This is a genomic window from Aliagarivorans taiwanensis DSM 22990, assembly GCF_000429505.1.
GTDB lineage: Bacteria > Pseudomonadota > Gammaproteobacteria > Enterobacterales > Celerinatantimonadaceae > Aliagarivorans > Aliagarivorans taiwanensis.
Map to the genome: position 1 here is coordinate 20,366 of NZ_AUBZ01000003.1, position 16,874 is coordinate 37,239.

The 16,874-nt window shown below is 52.8% G+C and carries 17 protein-coding genes and 1 pseudogene; 6 read left to right on the top strand and 12 right to left on the bottom strand.

Annotated features, from left to right (window positions below):
- Position 1 precedes the first annotated feature (1 nt).
- A complete protein-coding gene (gene murJ / locus G462_RS0102960) occupies positions 2-1,579 on the bottom strand; it encodes a murein biosynthesis integral membrane protein MurJ (RefSeq protein ID WP_026957659.1) in 1,578 nt (525 codons plus the stop codon).
- A 261-nt stretch (positions 1,580-1,840) separates the two neighbouring features.
- On the opposite strand from murJ, the gene rpsT reads away from it, so the two are divergent.
- Entirely contained in the window at positions 1,841-2,101 is a 261-nt protein-coding gene (gene rpsT / locus G462_RS0102965; RefSeq protein WP_026957660.1) for a 30S ribosomal protein S20, read from the top strand.
- Positions 2,102-2,197: 96 nt separating this feature from the next.
- Here rpsT and G462_RS0102970 read toward each other — a convergent pair whose 3' ends face one another.
- The 5 genes and pseudogenes from G462_RS0102970 to rppH form a co-directional block, all read right to left on the bottom strand.
- Positions 2,198-2,491: an ArsR/SmtB family transcription factor gene (locus G462_RS0102970; protein ID WP_026957661.1), complete on the bottom strand. Its 294-nt coding sequence runs from the start codon at positions 2,489-2,491 to the stop codon at positions 2,198-2,200.
- Positions 2,492-2,533: 42 nt separating this feature from the next.
- Positions 2,534-3,328, bottom strand: coding sequence for a thymidylate synthase (thyA, locus tag G462_RS0102975; protein WP_026957662.1), 795 nt, complete (start codon positions 3,326-3,328; stop codon positions 2,534-2,536).
- Positions 3,325-4,125, bottom strand: coding sequence for a prolipoprotein diacylglyceryl transferase (gene lgt, locus G462_RS0102980; protein WP_026957663.1), 801 nt, complete (start codon positions 4,123-4,125; stop codon positions 3,325-3,327). Before lgt ends, thyA begins: the two co-directional genes overlap by 4 nt.
- Before the next feature lie 75 nt (positions 4,126-4,200).
- Positions 4,201-6,463, bottom strand: a pseudogene (gene ptsP / locus G462_RS21585) (phosphoenolpyruvate--protein phosphotransferase).
- A gap of 19 nt (positions 6,464-6,482) precedes the next feature.
- Positions 6,483-7,016, bottom strand: coding sequence for an RNA pyrophosphohydrolase (gene rppH, locus G462_RS0102990; protein WP_026957664.1), 534 nt, complete (start codon positions 7,014-7,016; stop codon positions 6,483-6,485).
- Between the two features lie 606 nt (positions 7,017-7,622).
- Between rppH and mutH the strand changes: the two genes are divergently transcribed.
- Positions 7,623-8,306, top strand: coding sequence for a DNA mismatch repair endonuclease MutH (mutH, locus tag G462_RS0102995; protein ID WP_026957665.1), 684 nt, complete (start codon positions 7,623-7,625; stop codon positions 8,304-8,306).
- Between the two features lie 101 nt (positions 8,307-8,407).
- The gene (locus G462_RS0103000) at positions 8,408-8,731 is read left to right on the top strand and encodes an isoamylase early set domain-containing protein (protein WP_026957666.1); all 324 of its coding nucleotides are present in this window, start codon (positions 8,408-8,410) and stop codon (positions 8,729-8,731) included.
- 45 nt (positions 8,732-8,776) lie between these two features.
- On the opposite strand, the gene rplS is transcribed toward G462_RS0103000, so the two are convergent.
- From rplS to rpsP, 4 genes are read right to left on the bottom strand one after another with little or no spacing between them, the layout of a single operon-like run.
- A complete protein-coding gene (gene rplS, locus G462_RS0103005; RefSeq protein WP_026957667.1) occupies positions 8,777-9,127 on the bottom strand; it encodes a 50S ribosomal protein L19 in 351 nt (116 codons plus the stop codon).
- A gap of 30 nt (positions 9,128-9,157) precedes the next feature.
- Positions 9,158-9,907, bottom strand: a complete 750-nt coding sequence (trmD, locus tag G462_RS0103010; RefSeq protein ID WP_026957668.1) for a tRNA (guanosine(37)-N1)-methyltransferase TrmD — start codon at positions 9,905-9,907, stop codon at positions 9,158-9,160.
- Positions 9,908-9,934: 27 nt separating this feature from the next.
- Positions 9,935-10,465: a ribosome maturation factor RimM gene (rimM, locus tag G462_RS0103015; protein ID WP_026957669.1), complete on the bottom strand. Its 531-nt coding sequence runs from the start codon at positions 10,463-10,465 to the stop codon at positions 9,935-9,937.
- A gap of 24 nt (positions 10,466-10,489) precedes the next feature.
- Positions 10,490-10,729 carry a 30S ribosomal protein S16 gene (rpsP, locus tag G462_RS0103020; protein WP_026957670.1) on the bottom strand — a complete coding sequence of 80 codons (240 nt, stop codon included), beginning with the start codon at positions 10,727-10,729 and terminating at the stop codon, positions 10,490-10,492.
- 348 nt (positions 10,730-11,077) lie between these two features.
- On the opposite strand from rpsP, the gene G462_RS21590 reads away from it, so the two are divergent.
- On the top strand, positions 11,078-11,947 hold the full coding sequence (locus G462_RS21590; protein WP_051326491.1) for a family 16 glycosylhydrolase: 870 nt from the start codon (positions 11,078-11,080) through the stop codon (positions 11,945-11,947).
- Positions 11,948-11,959: 12 nt separating this feature from the next.
- On the opposite strand, the gene G462_RS0103030 is transcribed toward G462_RS21590, so the two are convergent.
- Positions 11,960-12,490: a retropepsin-like aspartic protease family protein gene (locus G462_RS0103030; protein WP_026957671.1), complete on the bottom strand. Its 531-nt coding sequence runs from the start codon at positions 12,488-12,490 to the stop codon at positions 11,960-11,962.
- Positions 12,491-12,657: 167 nt separating this feature from the next.
- On the opposite strand from G462_RS0103030, the gene G462_RS0103035 reads away from it, so the two are divergent.
- Entirely contained in the window at positions 12,658-13,848 is a 1,191-nt protein-coding gene (locus tag G462_RS0103035; RefSeq protein WP_026957672.1) for a sugar ABC transporter substrate-binding protein, read from the top strand.
- Entirely contained in the window at positions 13,845-15,752 is a 1,908-nt protein-coding gene (locus tag G462_RS0103040; RefSeq protein ID WP_026957673.1) for a sensor histidine kinase, read from the top strand. Before G462_RS0103035 ends, G462_RS0103040 begins: the two co-directional genes overlap by 4 nt.
- On the opposite strand, the gene tyrA is transcribed toward G462_RS0103040, so the two are convergent.
- Positions 15,749-16,873: a bifunctional chorismate mutase/prephenate dehydrogenase gene (tyrA, locus tag G462_RS0103045; protein ID WP_026957674.1), complete on the bottom strand. Its 1,125-nt coding sequence runs from the start codon at positions 16,871-16,873 to the stop codon at positions 15,749-15,751. The genes G462_RS0103040 and tyrA overlap by 4 nt on opposite strands.
- Position 16,874: the final 1 nt, after the last annotated feature.

Sequence of the window (16,874 nt, forward strand, 5' to 3'; positions counted from 1 at the left end):
TTTAGTCATCAGTTACAGCCCCGTAGCTGCTTTTGAACTGCCTCGGGCGCAGCCCCAATAGCAAGGCGCTTAAAAAGTACACGCTGATACCCGCAACAATCAAAATCGATAGCTGCCAAACGCTTTGCTGCCACGAGTAGGCAAACCACTCGGCGGCAGGTGTTGAGAAGTAGTAAATCACCACGCCCATCACCAATGCCGACAACACCACCCGAGCAATAAATCCGCCACTGACCGCGCTTAAGCGATAGACCTTTTGCTGATGCAGACCGCGATAGAGCAAGCCGGCATTGACCAAGGCCGAGAGTGAGGTAGCAATCGCCAAACCCACATAGCCAAAGGGAATGGCGAAGATAACGTTGAACAGCATGTTACTGGTCATCGCGATAATCCCAAAGCGCACCGGGGTCTTGGTGTCTTGGCGTGAGTAATAGCCCGGGGCCAATACCTTCACCAACATAAAAAACAGCAGCCCCGAGGAGTAGGCAATCAAACTGAACGAGGCCTTAATTACATCGCTTTCGGCAAAGGCGCCACGCATAAACAGCACCTGCAGCATCGGTTTGGCGAGGGTGATCATGCCGACTAATGCCGGGATCCCCAAAAAGCACACCATCCGTACCCCCCAGTCCATGGTTTGCTGGAAGGCCTTAGGATCATTGTCCACATGTCGCCGCGACAGGTTAGGCAGGATCACCGTGGCAATGGCGATACCGAACAGACCAAGCGGGAACTCCAACAAACGATCGGAGTAATACAGCCATGAGATCGAGCCAGTCGCCAGAAAGCTGGCAATAAAGGTATCGAGTAGCAGGTTAATCTGGCTAACCGACACCCCGAACAAGGCCGGGATCATCAGCTTGCGGATCTTAGTCACTCCGGGGTGGCTCCATGCCCAGCGCGGACGGGTGAGCAGCTTCAAGCGGAAGATAAAGGGGATCTGGAACAGCAGCTGAATCAAGCCACCAAAGAATACTCCCCAAGCTAGCGCCAGCTCCGGTTGCGCCAGCTTCGGCCCCAAGTAGATAGCTGCACTGATAATGGCAATGTTCAAAAACACTGGGGTGAATGCCGCCACCGCAAAGCGGCCAAAGGCATTAAGGATGGCACCAGAGAGCCCGGTAAAGGTAATGAACCATAAATAAGGAAAGGTGATCTTCAGCATCACACTGGCCAGCTCGAACTTATGAGCGTCCGGGCCGTCATTGAGCCAAGAGATAAACCAGCCGGTACCAAACAAGGCAGCAATCACCGGCGAGGCCAGCACCCCAAACAAGGTCACTAGGGTCACTATCGCGCCCAGCGTACCGCTCACCGAGGCGATCAACTGGCGTACTTCGGCTTGCTCTTTGGTTTGCTTGTATTCGGTCAGTACCGGGACAAAGGCTTGGGAGAAGGCGCCTTCGGCAAACAGGCGGCGTAAGAAGTTGGGGATCTTGTTGGCAAAGAAGAACACATCGGCGGCAGCGCCCGCGCCCATGAGGTTGGCGATCACCACATCGCGAACCAAACCGAGAATGCGCGAAATCAGGGTCATGGTGCTGACAATCGCACCAGACTTTAACAAGGATTTACTCAATGTAACTACTGCTCCGATAAAGAGTCTGCCCGAGCCAAAAATCAGCATGCGTTCTGCGGTGGTATCGGGAGGTAATTGCTGCTAGAATCGCGCCACAGTTTACCCGCCTGAGCCGAAGTACGCCATTGCTTGGAAGGGGAAACCGAGCAACTTGGCCGGATATGCTCGCTTGGTTAAATTTTGTTTGACAGAAGCGTGAAAAACAGGCATATTCCACGGCCTTTAAAATCATAATTCCCAGACAGAGTTCAGGAGTTACCCTTGGCTAATATTAAGTCAGCTAAAAAACGTGCGGTTCAAGCTGAAAAGCGTCGTAAGCATAACGCTAGCCGTCGCTCCATGATGCGCACCAACATTAAGAAAGTTATCGCTGCTATTGAAGCTGGCGATAAAGAAGCAGCAACTGCCGCTTTCCAAGCTGCTCAGCCAGTTCTTGATCGCTACGCGACCAAAGGCCTGATCAGCAAAAACAAAGCAGCTCGTCATAAGAGCCGCCTTGTTGCTAAAATCAACGCGCTGTAATTCACGTTACATTGCATTGAAAAAAACCGGCTTAGGCCGGTTTTTTGTTATCTGCGATTTGTGAATCGGCTTCAAAGCCGCTTTCGCACTAGCCCCTCACTTACAATACAGACCGTGTAAGGTTTCCAATACCGCCTTCGCTTCATCGCTCGCCAAGGAGTAATAGATAGTCTGCGCCTGTTTGCGAGTGGTCACTAGATTGTCTTTACGCAACCACGCCAAATGCTGGGACAGCGCCGATTGGCTCAAAGGTACCCGTTCGTTTAACTGGCTGACCGTCAGCTCACCTTCCACCAGGTGACACAAAATAAACAAACGGCTCTCATTGGCCAAGGCTTTCAACAGCTTTAACGCATCACCAGCGTTATTTTGCATCTGTTCAATATCCATAGACTCCGCCTTATTCAATGAGAGACTCGCTAGCGGCTGCGATTAAATCGCAACCGGCGCTTTGATATGAGGATGAGGATCGTAGCCTTCAATCTCGAAGTCGTCGAAGCGATAGTCGAAGATAGACTCAGGCTTGCGCTTGATCTTAAGCGTAGGCAAGGCGCGCGGCTCACGACTCAGCTGCAGCTTGGTTTGCTCCAGATGGTTCGAGTACAGGTGAGTATCACCACCAGTCCAAACAAACTCACCAACTTCCAGATCACATTGCTGGGCAACCATGTGGGTCAACAGCGCATAGCTGGCGATGTTGAACGGAAGGCCCAAGAACACGTCACAGCTACGCTGATACAGCTGACAAGAGAGCTTGCCATCGGCCACGTAGAACTGGAAGAAGGCATGACAAGGTGCCAGCGCCATCTTCGACAGCTCAGAGACATTCCACGCCGATACAATAATGCGGCGCGAATCAGGGTCGTTTTTAATCTGATCGATAATCTGCGAGATCTGGTCGATGTGCTGACCATCCGGGCTCGGCCATGAGCGCCACTGGGCGCCGTACACCGGGCCAAGATTGCCGTTTTCGTCGGCCCACTCGTCCCAGATAGATACCCCGTTGTCTTTCAGGTACTGGGTGTTGGTATCGCCTTGCAAGAACCACAACAGCTCGTGAATGATTGAACGCAGGTGACACTTTTTGGTGGTGACCAGCGGGAATCCTTCACTTAGGTCGAAGCGCATTTGATGGCCAAATACGGATAGGGTGCCGGTTCCTGTGCGATCGGCTTTCTCGGCACCGTTATCCATAATGTGCTGCATTAACGCTAAATAGTTCTTCATACTTTACTCTCTACCACACGCTGTCGACGGTAGGCCCAGGCGATAAACCCGGCACCAATAATAATCATCGGTAGCGACAACAACTGCCCCATGCTCATACCCAAGGTGAGTAAGCCTAAATGAGCATCGGGCTGACGGAAATACTCAACGATAAAGCGGAAACAGCCATAGCCTAGCAAGAACATTCCCGACACGGCGCCACGCGGTGGCTTACGGCTCGAGAACACTAGCAGGATCAGCAGCAAGGCCACCCCTTCCAGGGCAAACTGATAGAGCTGCGATGGATGACGCGGCAGCGATCCACCACCAGGGAACACCATCGCCCATGGCACATCGGACTCGGCAACCCGGCCCCATAGTTCGCCATTGATGAAGTTACCCAAGCGGCCCGCGCCTAAACCAAAGGGCACCAGGGGCGCAATAAAATCAGCAACGGTGAAGAAGTGACGACCGGTTTTACGGGCAAACCAGTACATCGCGGTGATGACCCCAAGTAAGCCACCGTGGAAAGCCATACCGCCCTGCCAGATCTGGAAGATGTATAGCGGGTTTTCCAGCCAATAAGCGGTCTGGTAAAACACCACATAGCCAATACGGCCGCCCAGAATGACGCCGATAAAGCTATAGAACATCAAGTCACTGACTTCGTTACGGGTCCATCCACTGTTGGGCTTGTCTGCCAGTCGATTTCCCATCCATAGCGCGAATAGAAAACCGAACAGATACATCAAGCCGTACCAGCGCACTTCCAAGGGACCGAGGCTAAAAGCGATAGGATCGATCTGGGGAAACTGCATGCCGCTTGCCACTTCTGTGATTCCACTTTATCTAGAAATAGAAAGAAGGCATTGTGCAGGGAAACTCCTGCTAACTCAAGGATTAGCCACCCTAACCAAGTGTGCCAATTCACGCTCGCTAAGAAAGCCGTAGATAATGTCGAAATTCTGCTGGCCAGTCTGCCCTGCCAGCAAGGTGGAGCGCAGTTGCTCGAGCTGTTCGAGGTCGATACGGCGAATGATGTACTTCACCTTCGCCAGACAATACGAGCTCATACTCAGGCTACGATAGCCCAAGGCGAGCAGCACCAGCGCACCGACTGGATCGCCTGCTAGCTCACCGCACACACACCGGAACGTTGTGCTGGTGTCCCTGCTCGACCACTTGGGCTAAGGCGCGTAACACCGCTGGATGGAGGGTGTCGAATAGCCCTGCAACCCTTGGGTTGTTGCGATCCACCGCCAGCATATATTGGGTGAGGTCATTGCTGCCCACCGACCAAAAATCGACCCGCTTGGCCAGCTCTGGCAGGAGGAACAGGGTTGAAGGCACCTCTAACATGGCGCCGATCTTAGGCCGTGGCAGGTCTGGCCGGTTTAGCTCTTCGCGCAGCTCATACCAAGCCTGATCAATCAGCCGAAGCGATACATCCACCTCATGCAGGCTGCTTACCATGGGCAGCAGCAGCGACATATTGCCCTGTTCAATGGCCGCCCGGAACATCGCCCGCACCTGCAACAGGAAAATCTCAGGATGGTCCAAGGTCAGGCGAATACCACGCCAGCCCAGTGCTGGATTCTCTTCAACGATGGGGAAATAGGGAAGCTGTTTATCACCGCCCACGTCCAAGGTACGCATGCACACGTTCTTGCCGTCGTAGGCCTGCAGGATATCGCGATAGACTCGATATTGCTCTTGCTCAGAGGGGAAGCGGTCGCGCAGCAAAAACGGAACTTCGGTGCGATAAAGGCCAACGCCGCCGGAGCCCAGCTTGGCTGCTTTGTCGCCCTCGGAGTTCAGGCCGGCGTTGATCAACAGCTCAATCTCGATACCGTTAAGGCTCACCGAAGGCTGTTCCAGCTCGGTGGCCATCAGGCTGTCGATTTCGTTTTGCTGCACTAGCAGCTCGGCATATTCTTGCTGGAGCAGTGCATCGGGCTCAACAAACAGCTTGCCGGTGTAGCCGTCCACAATCAGCTGCAGATTGTCTAACTGGAGCACATCCAGACTGAAGCCGAGTAAAGCGGGTATCCCCATCGCCCGGGCTAAAATCGCTGCGTGGGAGTTGGCGGCACCGCGCTGGGAGACTACCCCAGCAATCAGCTCACGCGGCAGCTCGGCGAACATCGATGCGGTGACCTCTTCGGCCACCAAGATAATCGCTTTATCAGGCAACGACATGCCCTTCTTACCTTGATAAAGCGCCTGCAGTAGCCGCTGTCCTAAATCGCGCACGTCTAGCGCGCGCTCGCGCAGATAGCTATCGCTCATCGCCTCAAACTGGCTGACGTAGTGCTCTACCACTAAGCGGATCGCCGAATCACAGCGATAGCCCTGACTTAACTTGCTGCGGATATCCCCGGCCAAACTGGCGTCGGCCAGCATATGTTTGTAAAGCTCGAAGATGGCCGCCACGTCTTTTGGCAGTTGCTCGTTGAGTCGAATAGACAAGCCCGACAGCTCTTCGCGGGTGCGCTCTAGCGCCTGCTCAAATTTGGCCAGCTCTTTGTCGCGGTCTTTGCTCTTGGCAATCTTCACGCTGTTGAGTGAGTGGCGCGGGCGGTTTAGCCAGGCTTTGGCAATGGCAATACCGCTAGATGCCGACACCGCTTCGATGGGTTCTTGCCAAGACTGAAGCTGAGCACTTTGTAGCTTGTCTTTAACCTCACTGTGCGCCAGTACGCCGGCCAAGTGAGTGGCCAAGGTAACCAGAAACGACTCTTCGCCCTGATCAAAGCTGCGCGGTAGGATTTGCTGGACCACCAACACCCCCAGCACATCGCCGCGATGGGTAATCGGGGTGCCTAGCAGTGCCTTGAAGGTTTCTTCAGCGGTTTCAGGAAAGTATTTAAAGCTGGGGTGACTGGGGGCGTCAGCCAGGTTGATGGGCTCTTCGCGCTGACCAACCAAGCCAACGATCCCTTCGTCAAAGCCCATGCTGACTTTGCCGATGGAGGAATCGGCAAGGCCATCACTGGCACACAGGCGGTAGCGCCCGTGCTCGGTATCGGTGAGATAGACCGAGCAACAATCTGCATTCATCGCCTGGCGGGTTTCGGTAACCAGAACGCTTAGCGCGTCACTGGCATTGCCGGCCTGACTAACATGCTCAACGATGTTGCGTAGTTGAGATAGCACCCATCCTTCTCCTCAAACGTCAACTACGTTTCTTTCTCCTGCGCCGTTTGTCAGGTCGACCAGAGCGCTCAGGCCGCGTTGGCATCATCGCTGCCGCCGCAAACTCCTTCAATGCCTTGCGGTACACCTCACGTTTGAAAGACACCACTTGCCTGACCGGATACCAAAAGCTCACCCAGCGCCAGTCGTCAAACTCTGGGTGTCCACTCCGATCAAAGCGTATATTGTCCTCACTTCCCACTAAGCGGAGTAAGAACCATTTCTGTTTTTGTCCGATACATACCGGCGGGCTGTCCCAACGAACTAGTCGCTTCGGCAATTTGTAACGCAGCCAATGACGGGTAGATGCCAGAATTTTTACATCCTTCGGCTCTAATCCGACCTCCTCGTGCAGTTCACGATACATGGCTTGTTCAGCAGTCTCCCCTTCATCCACGCCTCCTTGTGGAAATTGCCAGGAATGTTGGCCATAACGTCGTGCCCAAAGCACTTGGCCACGCTGGTTACAAATGACGATGCCTACGTTGGGACGGTAACCATCCCCATCAATCACTGAATCAACCTTCAGCTTAAGTCTTCGATAGCTTGATTCTTTCATATCTCTGATCTGTCGGCAATTAATGTACTCATATCAAGGCAAAATCAGCGATTCCTCTCCCACTTCAAGTTATCCGCTGATACTGTGCCCAACCCTGTGGATAAATTGAAGAAATCCCCAAAAGGGGATTAAAAGTTGCGGTACCAAGCACCAAGCCTAACCCCCAAAAACCATATATATACTTGTAATACAGAAACTTAAAACAACACCTCATACTCTCAAGTTTGTCTTGGCATGTGCATAACTATTGCTGTTTAATTATCAACCAAGCGCCTACTTGCGCGCATTTTCGACACTTCAAACAGGCTTTCAGTGGATTACTTAGATCATATTGGTGGATATTGGATGACTTAATAACATTAAGTTAGAGTTATTCAGTCAATCTGTGCATAAGTCTGTGAATGAATGCTGCTAATGCTGTTATAATCAACAGTTCTCTTTAAAAGGACGAAAGTAAAGAGATTTAAATCTTTTTATATCAACAACTTAACGTTAGTATTGACGAGCCTGCCAAGGCATGCACAAACTGTTCAATCGCTATCCAATCCGGACCCAGCTCACATGTTACAACCCTCACCACCCAGCTCAGAACAGCAGTTGATCGCCCGCTGTCAGCACATTGCAGGCCAGACTCTGGGCGATCTCGCCAACGCGGCGGGCGTTGAAGTGCCCAAGGACTTCAAACGAGAAAAAGGTTGGAGTGGCCAACTGCTGGAGTGGCACCTAGGCGCAACCGCCGGCAGTAAACCGACCCAAGATTTTCCCGAGCTCGGTATTGAGCTCAAGACCATCCCACTCGATTTACAAGCTCGCCCGCTGGAAAGCACCTATGTGTGTATCACACCCCTACTGGATTTAGCCGGGCATTGCTGGGAGAACAGCAATGTGAGAAACAAGCTATCCCGGGTATTGTGGGTACCACTGATTGCCGATCGTGGCACCCCTCCTGCCGAGCGCATGGTCGGCCAGGCCTTTATCTGGAGCCCTAGCCCGCAACAGGAACAGCTGCTGCGTACCGATTGGGAAGAGCTCACCGAGATGATTGCCTTAGGTCAGGTGGAGCAGATCACTGCCCACCATGGAGAAGTCATGCAATTGCGGCCAAAGGCGGCCAATGCCAAGGCCCGTACCAAAGCGATTGGACCGAAAGGTTTGGAGATAGAGACCCTGCCGCGCGGCTACTACCTGCGCACAGAATTCACCCGCAAAATCATCAGTGAACACTTTGAACTGTATGATTTGTAGCCATTTGTATTGTGGAATATAGTTGACCCAGCAAAATTTTTTGCGCAAGATTTGAACGACATCACAGTTTCACTACCCAAACGGTCAGCAAGGAGTGCGCGATGCCACTGAAAAAGCAATACCTGAAATCCAAACCCGAGATGAAAGTGACTTTTGAAGTAGAAAAGGAAGCGGCTGGTGATGCAGCCCAGATCTTTCTCTTGGCCGAATTTAATGACTGGCAACCCCTGGAGCTAAGCAAGCTGAAAAGCGGCAAGTTCAAGGTGGTGGTCAATGTCCCCACCGATCAACAAGAGAGCTATCAGTTCAAGTACAAGCTGTTGGATGCCGCAGGCAGCGAGAGCTTCGACAACGACTGGGCCGCCGATGCCTACATCGCTAGCGATATGGGTGGCGACAACTCAGTGCTTGAAGTGAGCGCATAAAAAAAGCCCGCAATACTGCGGGCTTTCAATCTCGAAGAAGTCGTCTTACTTAGCCAGCTTCTCTTTAATACGCGCTTTCTTACCAGAAAGTTCGCGCAAGTAGTAAAGCTTGCTACGACGTACGTCACCACGACGCTTAACGGTAATGCTATCAACTAGTGGGCTGTGAGTCTGGAAGCAGCGCTCAACGCCTTCACCGCTAGAGATCTTACGAACGGTGAATGCAGAGTGCAGGCCGCGGTTACGCTTAGCGATTACCACACCTTCAAACGCCTGCAGACGCTCACGGTTACCTTCTTTAACTTTTACCTGAACTACAACAGTGTCACCTGGTGCAAATTCTGGCAGGTCTTTTTTCATTTGCTCTTCTTCGAGCTGTTTAATGATGTTGCTCATCGTATTTTCCTAGAATTAACTGAAACTAATTTAATTATCCAAGAGCTGTTGCTCTTGAACGAACTCAGCAAGAAGTTTTTCTTGCTCGTCAGTCAGAGCTAGATCTTCTAATAACTCTGGTCTTCTCAAGTAAGTACGACCCAAGCTTTGCTTGTGCCGCCACTGACGGATCTTAGCGTGGTTGCCGCTCAGCAATACCGAAGGTACTGCTTCCCCATCCAGAACTTCTGGGCGGGTATAGTGCGGACAATCCAACAACCCGTCGGTAAAGGAGTCCTGCTCAGCAGAGGCTTGATCGCCCAGTACCCCCGGCACTAGCCGCGATACTGCATCAATCAAGGTCATCGCTGGTAGCTCACCGCCACTTAATACGTAATCGCCCATCGACCATTCTTCATCAACTTCCGCCTGAATAATGCGTTCGTCAATGCCTTCATAGCGACCAGCAACCAGAATCAACTTTTGGTTTGCCGACAGTTCTTTTACCCCGTCTTGCTTTAGCGGGCGACCTTGCGGTGACATGTAAATCACCTTAACCCCTTCGCCAGCTGCGGCCTTGGCTGCGTGGATGGCATCGCGCAGAGGCTGCACCATCATGAGCATTCCTGGGCCACCGCCGTAAGGGCGATCGTCCACTGTCCGGTGTCTATCGTGAGTGAAATCTCGGGGATTCCAGCACTCGATATGTAGCAAGCCGTTTTTCACTGCTCGCCCGGTCACACCGAACTCGCTGACTGCCTTGATCATCTCGGGGAATAGCGTGACTACGCCAACCCACAACTTCGGAGAGTTCTCAGCCATGGGAGCTTAAAAATCCGCTTCCCAGTCAACGGTAATTACTTGAGTCTCGACATCGATGTTATCAATAGTCTGTGACTCTACGAACGGGATTAACCGTTCCTTTTTGCCAAAGGCATCTTTCAAATTGGCCTTCACAACCAGTACGTCATTGGAGCCGGTTTCCATTAAATCGGTCACCACACCCATGTCGTAGCCCTTGAGGTTAACTACTTTCATGCCCATCAGGTCACGCCAGTAGAACTCATCTTCGGCAAGCTCAGGCAGGCTATCAGCATTAACTGCGATATCCATACCGGTAAGCGCCTGGGACTCTTCTCGAACATCGAAGCCCTCGAGCTTCACAATGTACGATTTGTTGTGACGCCGCCATTCTGACACTTTCACCGCAGTGAACTTCTCAGAACGACCTACCAACCAAGGTTGGTAATCAAACAGTGCTTCAGCATCTTGAGTGAAGGAGTTCACTTTCAGCCACCCCTTGATCCCGTATACGGCACCTAGGCGACCAACAATGACGGGCTTTTCGCTTTCGCTCATCCTAACTCCACTCAACTGACTGAATTAAGCTGCGTCTTTGATCAGCTTAGCTACACGGTTAGAAATAGCAGCGCCTTCACCAACCCAGTGGTTAATGCGGTCCATTTCCAAACGAATGCGCTCTTCTTGACCCTGAGCGATTGGGTTGAAGAAGCCTAGCTTCTCGATAAAACGACCGTCACGTGAGTTACGGCTGTCGGTCACTACTACGTGGTAGAAAGGACGCTTTTTAGCGCCGCCGCGTTGCAAACGAATGGTAACCATATCGTCCTCATTTAGTTAAAAAAGTTATGGTCCACAAAATGGCCCCCCGCTAATTGAAGCCGCAAGATTGTACTCTTTTCAAGGTTAAATGCAAGAAATAGCCACCCTCTGCTGTGTTTATTTTCGCCACACCACGTCAGCGATTTTCGGGCCCTTCCTCCACCGGCAAATTTTGCGCTCAATCCCTATTGCGGCAGCGTTTTGTGAAACTACGGCAAGCGCTTGTCAAAGAAACCTTTTTTGTTCGCGAAACGGTTCCCAATCCAGAGTGAAGGCTCTACCTGAGTCTCGCTAGTTGTGGCATTGCTAAACACCTCGTTTCCCCGAACACGTTTTATTGAGAATACTATGACAAGCTTTAAATACCCCCTTGCCTGCTTACCATTACTGGGCCTTGTTGCCTGCGCGAATGTCGCGAACGACGGCCCCGCTGATGGCCAAGCAAATCAAGACACCCGCGCGCAGGCGATCACCAGCAATGCTCAGCGCAATCAGACCAGTGCTCAACTCTACGGCGCCGAGCTGTACAGCCAGGATAAAGTTCATTTTGGCCGCTTTGATATCCGTATGAAGCTGGTCAATCAGCCGGGGGTAGTATCTTCGTTCTTTACCTACGACAACGAGTCTTGGCAGGGCGAAGGCCGTCCTTGGCGCGAGATCGACTTTGAAGCCATCGGCAAGCAGCAGGGCCAACTGCAAACCAATTTAATTACCGGCACCGCGGCCAAGCGCATTCACTCAGAGCACAATGCCGAGATCGTCGACTTGGAGCAGTTCCATGATTACACCCTGATCTGGACGCCTGATGAGATCACTTGGATGGTCAATGGCGAAGTGATCCGCCAAGACTTGGCCGATGACTCCCAACAAGTGGTCGATATGCGCTCAGAGCCGCAAAGCTACCGCGCTAACATATGGGTATCTGAGGTGATTGAATGGGTCGGCCGCTTCGATGAGAGCCAGCTACCGATGTATCAGGTGATCGACTCGATTAGCTACGCGGAATACATCGATGGCGAATTTGTTCCCGCCTGGCGAGATGACTTTGAGCACTTTGATGATAAGCGCTGGGGCAAAGGTGATTGGGGCTTTGATAGCAATATCGCCCTATTCTCCCCAGACAACCTGCAAGTGATCGATGGTAAGGTGGTGTTAGCCTTAACCTTGGGGGAAGCGGGTATAAAACCAGATACTCTGGCAGATACGCTGGAAGATTAACCTTCGCGGCAATTAATATTGTCGTAAGGTCAACACTCCATCGCGCTGAATCAACTCAAGGTGCTTCAGCGCGTTCATCCCAAGCAAGATCTCTTCGCCTTGATAGCCGGGATTGATATGCGCCGATAGGTCGCGCCAGCGCAGCGGGCCGATATCCAGCTGGTTGATGCGGGTTTGCCGAACGGTGACGCGGCCGTTCGCGGTGTTAACCAGCACCCTGCCACCTACCGGGAGCTCCAGGCGCTCTGCCACTGAGCTGGGTATGGAGATCTCGGTGGCGCCGGTATCCACCAGCATCACCACCGGATGGCCGTTGATCTGCGCTTGAGTCAGATAGTGGCCTTGGCGATTACGTTTCAATTGCACCTCAGGCACACCATTCACGACTTGGCCCAGCAGCTGTTGATTAGGGTTGTAGAGGCGTTCGATGCGGTCACTGAAGAAACTGTAGAACAGCGCTAGCAGCAGTAGCCAGGCAACCACGTACATCCAGCGACCGGTTCGTCGGCTGTTATCGGTTTCGGGGTCGGTAAAATCATCCATAGCGGCTCCTGCTACTTCTCTCGCCTAACAACTTATCATAATAGAACGCTTTCCCCGGCAGATTTGCTCTTTGCGGTGAGCAAAATGCAGCTCGCAAACCAGCGTTTCCCTGCAAATGACCTCGTCATTCATGGTCTACACTAGCTAAAAACTTACCGATTCCCGCTATGAGATACGGCCTGTTCATTACCTTGTTTGCTAGTCTCTTTACAGCCAGCAGTGTTGCTGCTGAGTTGTCCTTCTTTTATTACCGCGAGCAAGGCAAGCAGGTCTTCCAAACCCTGCTTGAGCAGTTCTCACAAGAAACTGGCCACCAGGTCGCCCTCCATCAAGTGCTTTCCTCCGACCTTCAGCCTGCGCTAGTCAAAGCTGCGATGTCAGGACAGACCGTCGATGTGGTGTTTGCTCCGTCAGACGCTATCAGCATTGCCAATATCATCCACTTGTCAGCAGTGCCCGATGCATTGCTATCTGAGCATATCCCCTCAGAGCAACTCGCAACCGCCATGAGCGAAGGCGTAGTGCGCGGGATCCCAATACTCCAGGGCAATCATTTAATGCTGTTCTACAACAAGGCGCAGGTCTCGCAACCTGCACAAACTTGGCAAGCGCTGCGTGCCCAACAGCCCGCCTTAGCCAAGCAAGGCGTGCGCACCATCGGCTGGCCCTACTCCGACATGTATTGGTTTGCAGGATTCGTTCATGGCTTCGGCGGTCGCATGACGCAAGGCCAGTCGCTGACTCTGGATAGCCCCGCCATGCAACAAGCACTGCGCTTCTATCGCGACCTATCGAATAGTGGCTTGATTGATCCGAGCTGCGACTACGCCTGCGGGCTACAAGCCCTTATTGACGGCGAGGTGGCCTACGCCATCAATGGAGAGTGGGCTCTGGCCGAACTGCAACAGCAACTGGGCGCGCAACTGGGCGTAACCAAAATCCCGGCAATAGGTGACCAGCATTTTGTACCGTTTTCTTCATCCTTGGTGCTGATGTTTCCCAATGACTCCTTGAACGGCCCAAATGGTGAGGCCTTAGCAGCGCTCAGTCAGTTTTTTCAGCGCTACGATACCCAGCTAAAGATCTATCAACAGACCCGATTCTTGCCTGTCCACCAGCAACTATTTAGTGAGCTGACCAAGCAGGAGGCTAACAACTCCGTGCTGCAAGGCAGCCTGCTGCAACTGGCTGATGCTATTCCGATGTCCGCTGAGTCGGTGCAAAACAGTGCCTGGACCGGTATGCGAAAAGGCTTTGAGCTCTACATTCAAGGACTGGTAGATGAGCAGCAAGCTAGCCAGTTTATGCAGCAATACGCCGAGCGGGACCACCGCCAGCAACGGGAAAACGCACCTTGAGAATCAAGCAACTACGCAGTGTTTTATGGCTCAGCCTGTTACTCATCGCGTTAGCGCCTACGCTAACCATCGGTAGCTACCTGCTCAAGCAAATCTCCGAGCTGGATCAGCAAAACGTCAGCCATGCTGTTTATCTCAAAACCGAAGATATCACCCGGCAGCTAACCCAGCGCTTGCAGCAAAGCGCGCGCGAAGCACTATCGCTATCCCAAGTGTCTGATATTCAGATGACCCCCAATTCGGCTATTTTCAGCTACCAAGCCAATCTGTTACTCAGCGAACTGGTGCAGCACAACCCTTGGGTGAGCGCCGCCTATATTGTGAATCTTCAAGGGCAGGTCATGGAGGGCGCGCCGCTGTTTTCTCAACTCGTCGACCTGAAGGACTACCATCACCTCCTTACTTGGGATTCTGGCAGTAACGCCTCACCACCGGCTTTAGTCACCGAGATTTACAACGATGAGCGCTTCCATCGGCGTGGCGAGCCGCCGCGTGGTAACCGCCATCATGGGCTCGTGTTCGCGCAACCACTGCTGCAGCAAAGCTTTAACTCAGCCTCTGGCTACCGAGTCACCGGTGCTATCTTGGTGTTTATTCCCTTTGCCTACCTGTGGCACGACACCGGTATAGCGCTAGAGCAAAGCCAGCGCATCTCCCTGAGCCAAGGTGGGAATGAGCTATTTGCATCAGCGCCCTTATCGCCTTCACAGCCACAGCTTAAGACAACCATCACCGCTGGGTGGCTGTCTTTATCCCCCCCGGTAGACGTTACGCTAAGTTCAGATACCCGCTCCATTTGGCAACTCCTGTTGGAGCGCCGGGCCAACGTTGTACTGGTGGTTGGCCTAAATACCGCACTGGTGATTGCGCTGGCGCTGTTTTTAACCCGACACATTCAGCAGCCGCTGACCAGCCTGACTCAGGTAGTCGGGCGTTTCTCCATGGGCGATTACCTATATAAGCCTCCACCTCTGCGTTATGGCGAATTCGAGCAAGTATCTGAGCTACTCAGCTCCATGGCCAACAAGGTGATGGTTGACCAAGAGCTACTTGAGCAGCGGGTTGAACAACGCACCCTTGAGCTGCAAAATGCCAACTCCGAGCTGGAAGCCACCTTAAAAGAGCTTGGAGACGCCCAACAGCAGCTGGTCGAAAAAGAGAAGCTGGCCGCCTTGGGCGGGCTGGTATCGGGTGTTGCCCATGAACTCAATACGCCGTTGGGCGTAGGCATCTCGGCGTCTTCACAAATCGCCGACAACGCGTCACAAGTGTTGACTCAACTGGAACAAGGCCAGCTCTCCAAGCACGCGTTAATCAACACCATGGAGCAAAACCAACAAGCAGCTCAGTTGATGGAAAGCAGTATGAAGCGCGCCGCCGCGCTGGTTAAAAGCTTTAAGGCAATCGCGGGCGCTGACATCGATAGCACTCAACAGTCCTTCCCGCTGCTAAGCTGGTGCCAACAACGGCTAGAAATGGAGTTAACCACCCGCAACCGCGCCCTCCCAGCGCTGCGCTTTGCTGGGGACAACCCCACTATCCGTTTTAACGCCAGTGCGCTGGAACAGATCCTACATAGTTTGCTTGAAAACTCGCTACAGCACGGTTTTACCGACCAAGTCGCACCGGAAATCGCCATCAAGGTGACCAAAGGTACTGAAGAGGTATACCTGGAGTATCGCGACAATGGTCAGGGGGTAGATGAAGAGGAATTAACCCAGATCTTCAACCCATTCTTCACCACTCGCCGCGGCGAGGGCAATATCGGTTTAGGGCTCAATCAGGTGTTCAATTTGGTAAGCCTGCACCTACATGGAGAGGTCAGCGCGTTTCAGGTAAAACCACAAGGATTAGGCATAAAGATACGCCTGGCCACAGAGCCAGGCGTCAATGAGGAAGGCTAAGCTTGGCGGTTATCGTTGGCCTGCTGTAGCAAGCTGCGACTCTCTGCCAAGAAGGTTTGCGAGTACTCGCCGAACCAGTCGCTCACCTCAGCAAAGTTATTGATAAAGCCCTCGCGATCGCCGGCCTTAATCAGCTCTACCAGCTGGCCAAAGTGCTGGTAGTAACGCTCGATCATGCCCACGCTGTCGTTAGATGCCATGATGATGTCGGCATACAGCTCGGCATTTTGCGCGAACAAGCGTCCCACCATCGCAAGCTCCAAGCGGTAGATCGGTGAGCTAAGGTCCAGCAGCAGTTTTAAGTCGGCATCCAGCTCAGCCAAGTGACGACCATAAGCAAACGAGGTGAAGTGGCGTAGCGATTGAATCAGCGTCATTGCCTCATCGTGCTTCTCAGCGCTAACCGGGAAGATCCGCGCGCCCCAGATGGCCATCTGCTCGAGTAGCCACTGGTAGTGCTGTTCGCCACGACCATCCACATACACAATGGCCTGTTTTGCCAAACTCGGCACGTCGGGGCCAAACATCGGGTGCAAGCCAACCACGGGCCCCTTATGCGTATCGAGCATCGCTTTGAGTGGACGAGCTTTGACACTGGTTAAATCACACAACACGCAGTCTTCCGGCAGTTTACTTAGCTGGCGAATGATCTGCTCAGTAGTCTTAATAGGTACCGAGACCACCACTAAACCGGCACCGGCGAAGAACTCATCGGCGCGCTCCCAGTCGTTACGTCCCATTACCTTCACGTTGTAGCCGGAAAGCTGGAACATATTAACGAACACCTTACCCAGCGCGCCGTGGCCACCGATGACTACTACGTCACCCAGATCGGGTTTGATGGTTTTGAAACCGGCGTCTTTTTCACTGGTATACGACTCTCGCATCACCCGGCGCAGCACATCTTCGATAAGCTGGGGCGGTACACCCTTGCTTTCCGCTTCGCCACGGCGCTTGGCCAGCATAGCGGCCTCACGACTTGGGTCATAGATCGGTAAACCGTGTTCGGTTTTTACTTCACCGACCTTATGCACCAGGTTGATACGCTGCTGCAGCAGCGAGAGAAGCTGCTGATCGACCGAGTCAATCTGGTCACGCAGCTGGTTGAGAGCCTCTACCATG

Excerpts from the sequence above, each read along its gene's own strand:
- G462_RS0103000 (WP_026957666.1), top strand. The coding sequence starts at position 8,408 with ATGCCACTGAAAAAGCAATACCTGAAATCCAAACCCGAGATGAAAGTG.
- tyrA (WP_026957674.1), bottom strand. The coding sequence starts at position 16,873 with ATGGTAGAGGCTCTCAACCAGCTGCGTGACCAGATTGACTCGGTCGAT.
- G462_RS0102970 (WP_026957661.1), bottom strand. The coding sequence starts at position 2,491 with ATGGATATTGAACAGATGCAAAATAACGCTGGTGATGCGTTAAAGCTG.
- rpsP (WP_026957670.1), bottom strand. The coding sequence starts at position 10,729 with ATGGTTACCATTCGTTTGCAACGCGGCGGCGCTAAAAAGCGTCCTTTC.
- G462_RS21590 (WP_051326491.1), top strand. The coding sequence starts at position 11,078 with ATGACAAGCTTTAAATACCCCCTTGCCTGCTTACCATTACTGGGCCTT.
- G462_RS0103030 (WP_026957671.1), bottom strand. The coding sequence starts at position 12,490 with ATGGATGATTTTACCGACCCCGAAACCGATAACAGCCGACGAACCGGT.
- rplS (WP_026957667.1), bottom strand. The coding sequence starts at position 9,127 with ATGAGCAACATCATTAAACAGCTCGAAGAAGAGCAAATGAAAAAAGAC.
- thyA (WP_026957662.1), bottom strand. The coding sequence starts at position 3,328 with ATGAAGAACTATTTAGCGTTAATGCAGCACATTATGGATAACGGTGCC.
- mutH (WP_026957665.1), top strand. The coding sequence starts at position 7,623 with ATGTTACAACCCTCACCACCCAGCTCAGAACAGCAGTTGATCGCCCGC.
- G462_RS0103035 (WP_026957672.1), top strand. The coding sequence starts at position 12,658 with ATGAGATACGGCCTGTTCATTACCTTGTTTGCTAGTCTCTTTACAGCC.
- lgt (WP_026957663.1), bottom strand. The coding sequence starts at position 4,125 with ATGCAGTTTCCCCAGATCGATCCTATCGCTTTTAGCCTCGGTCCCTTG.
- rimM (WP_026957669.1), bottom strand. The coding sequence starts at position 10,465 with ATGAGCGAAAGCGAAAAGCCCGTCATTGTTGGTCGCCTAGGTGCCGTA.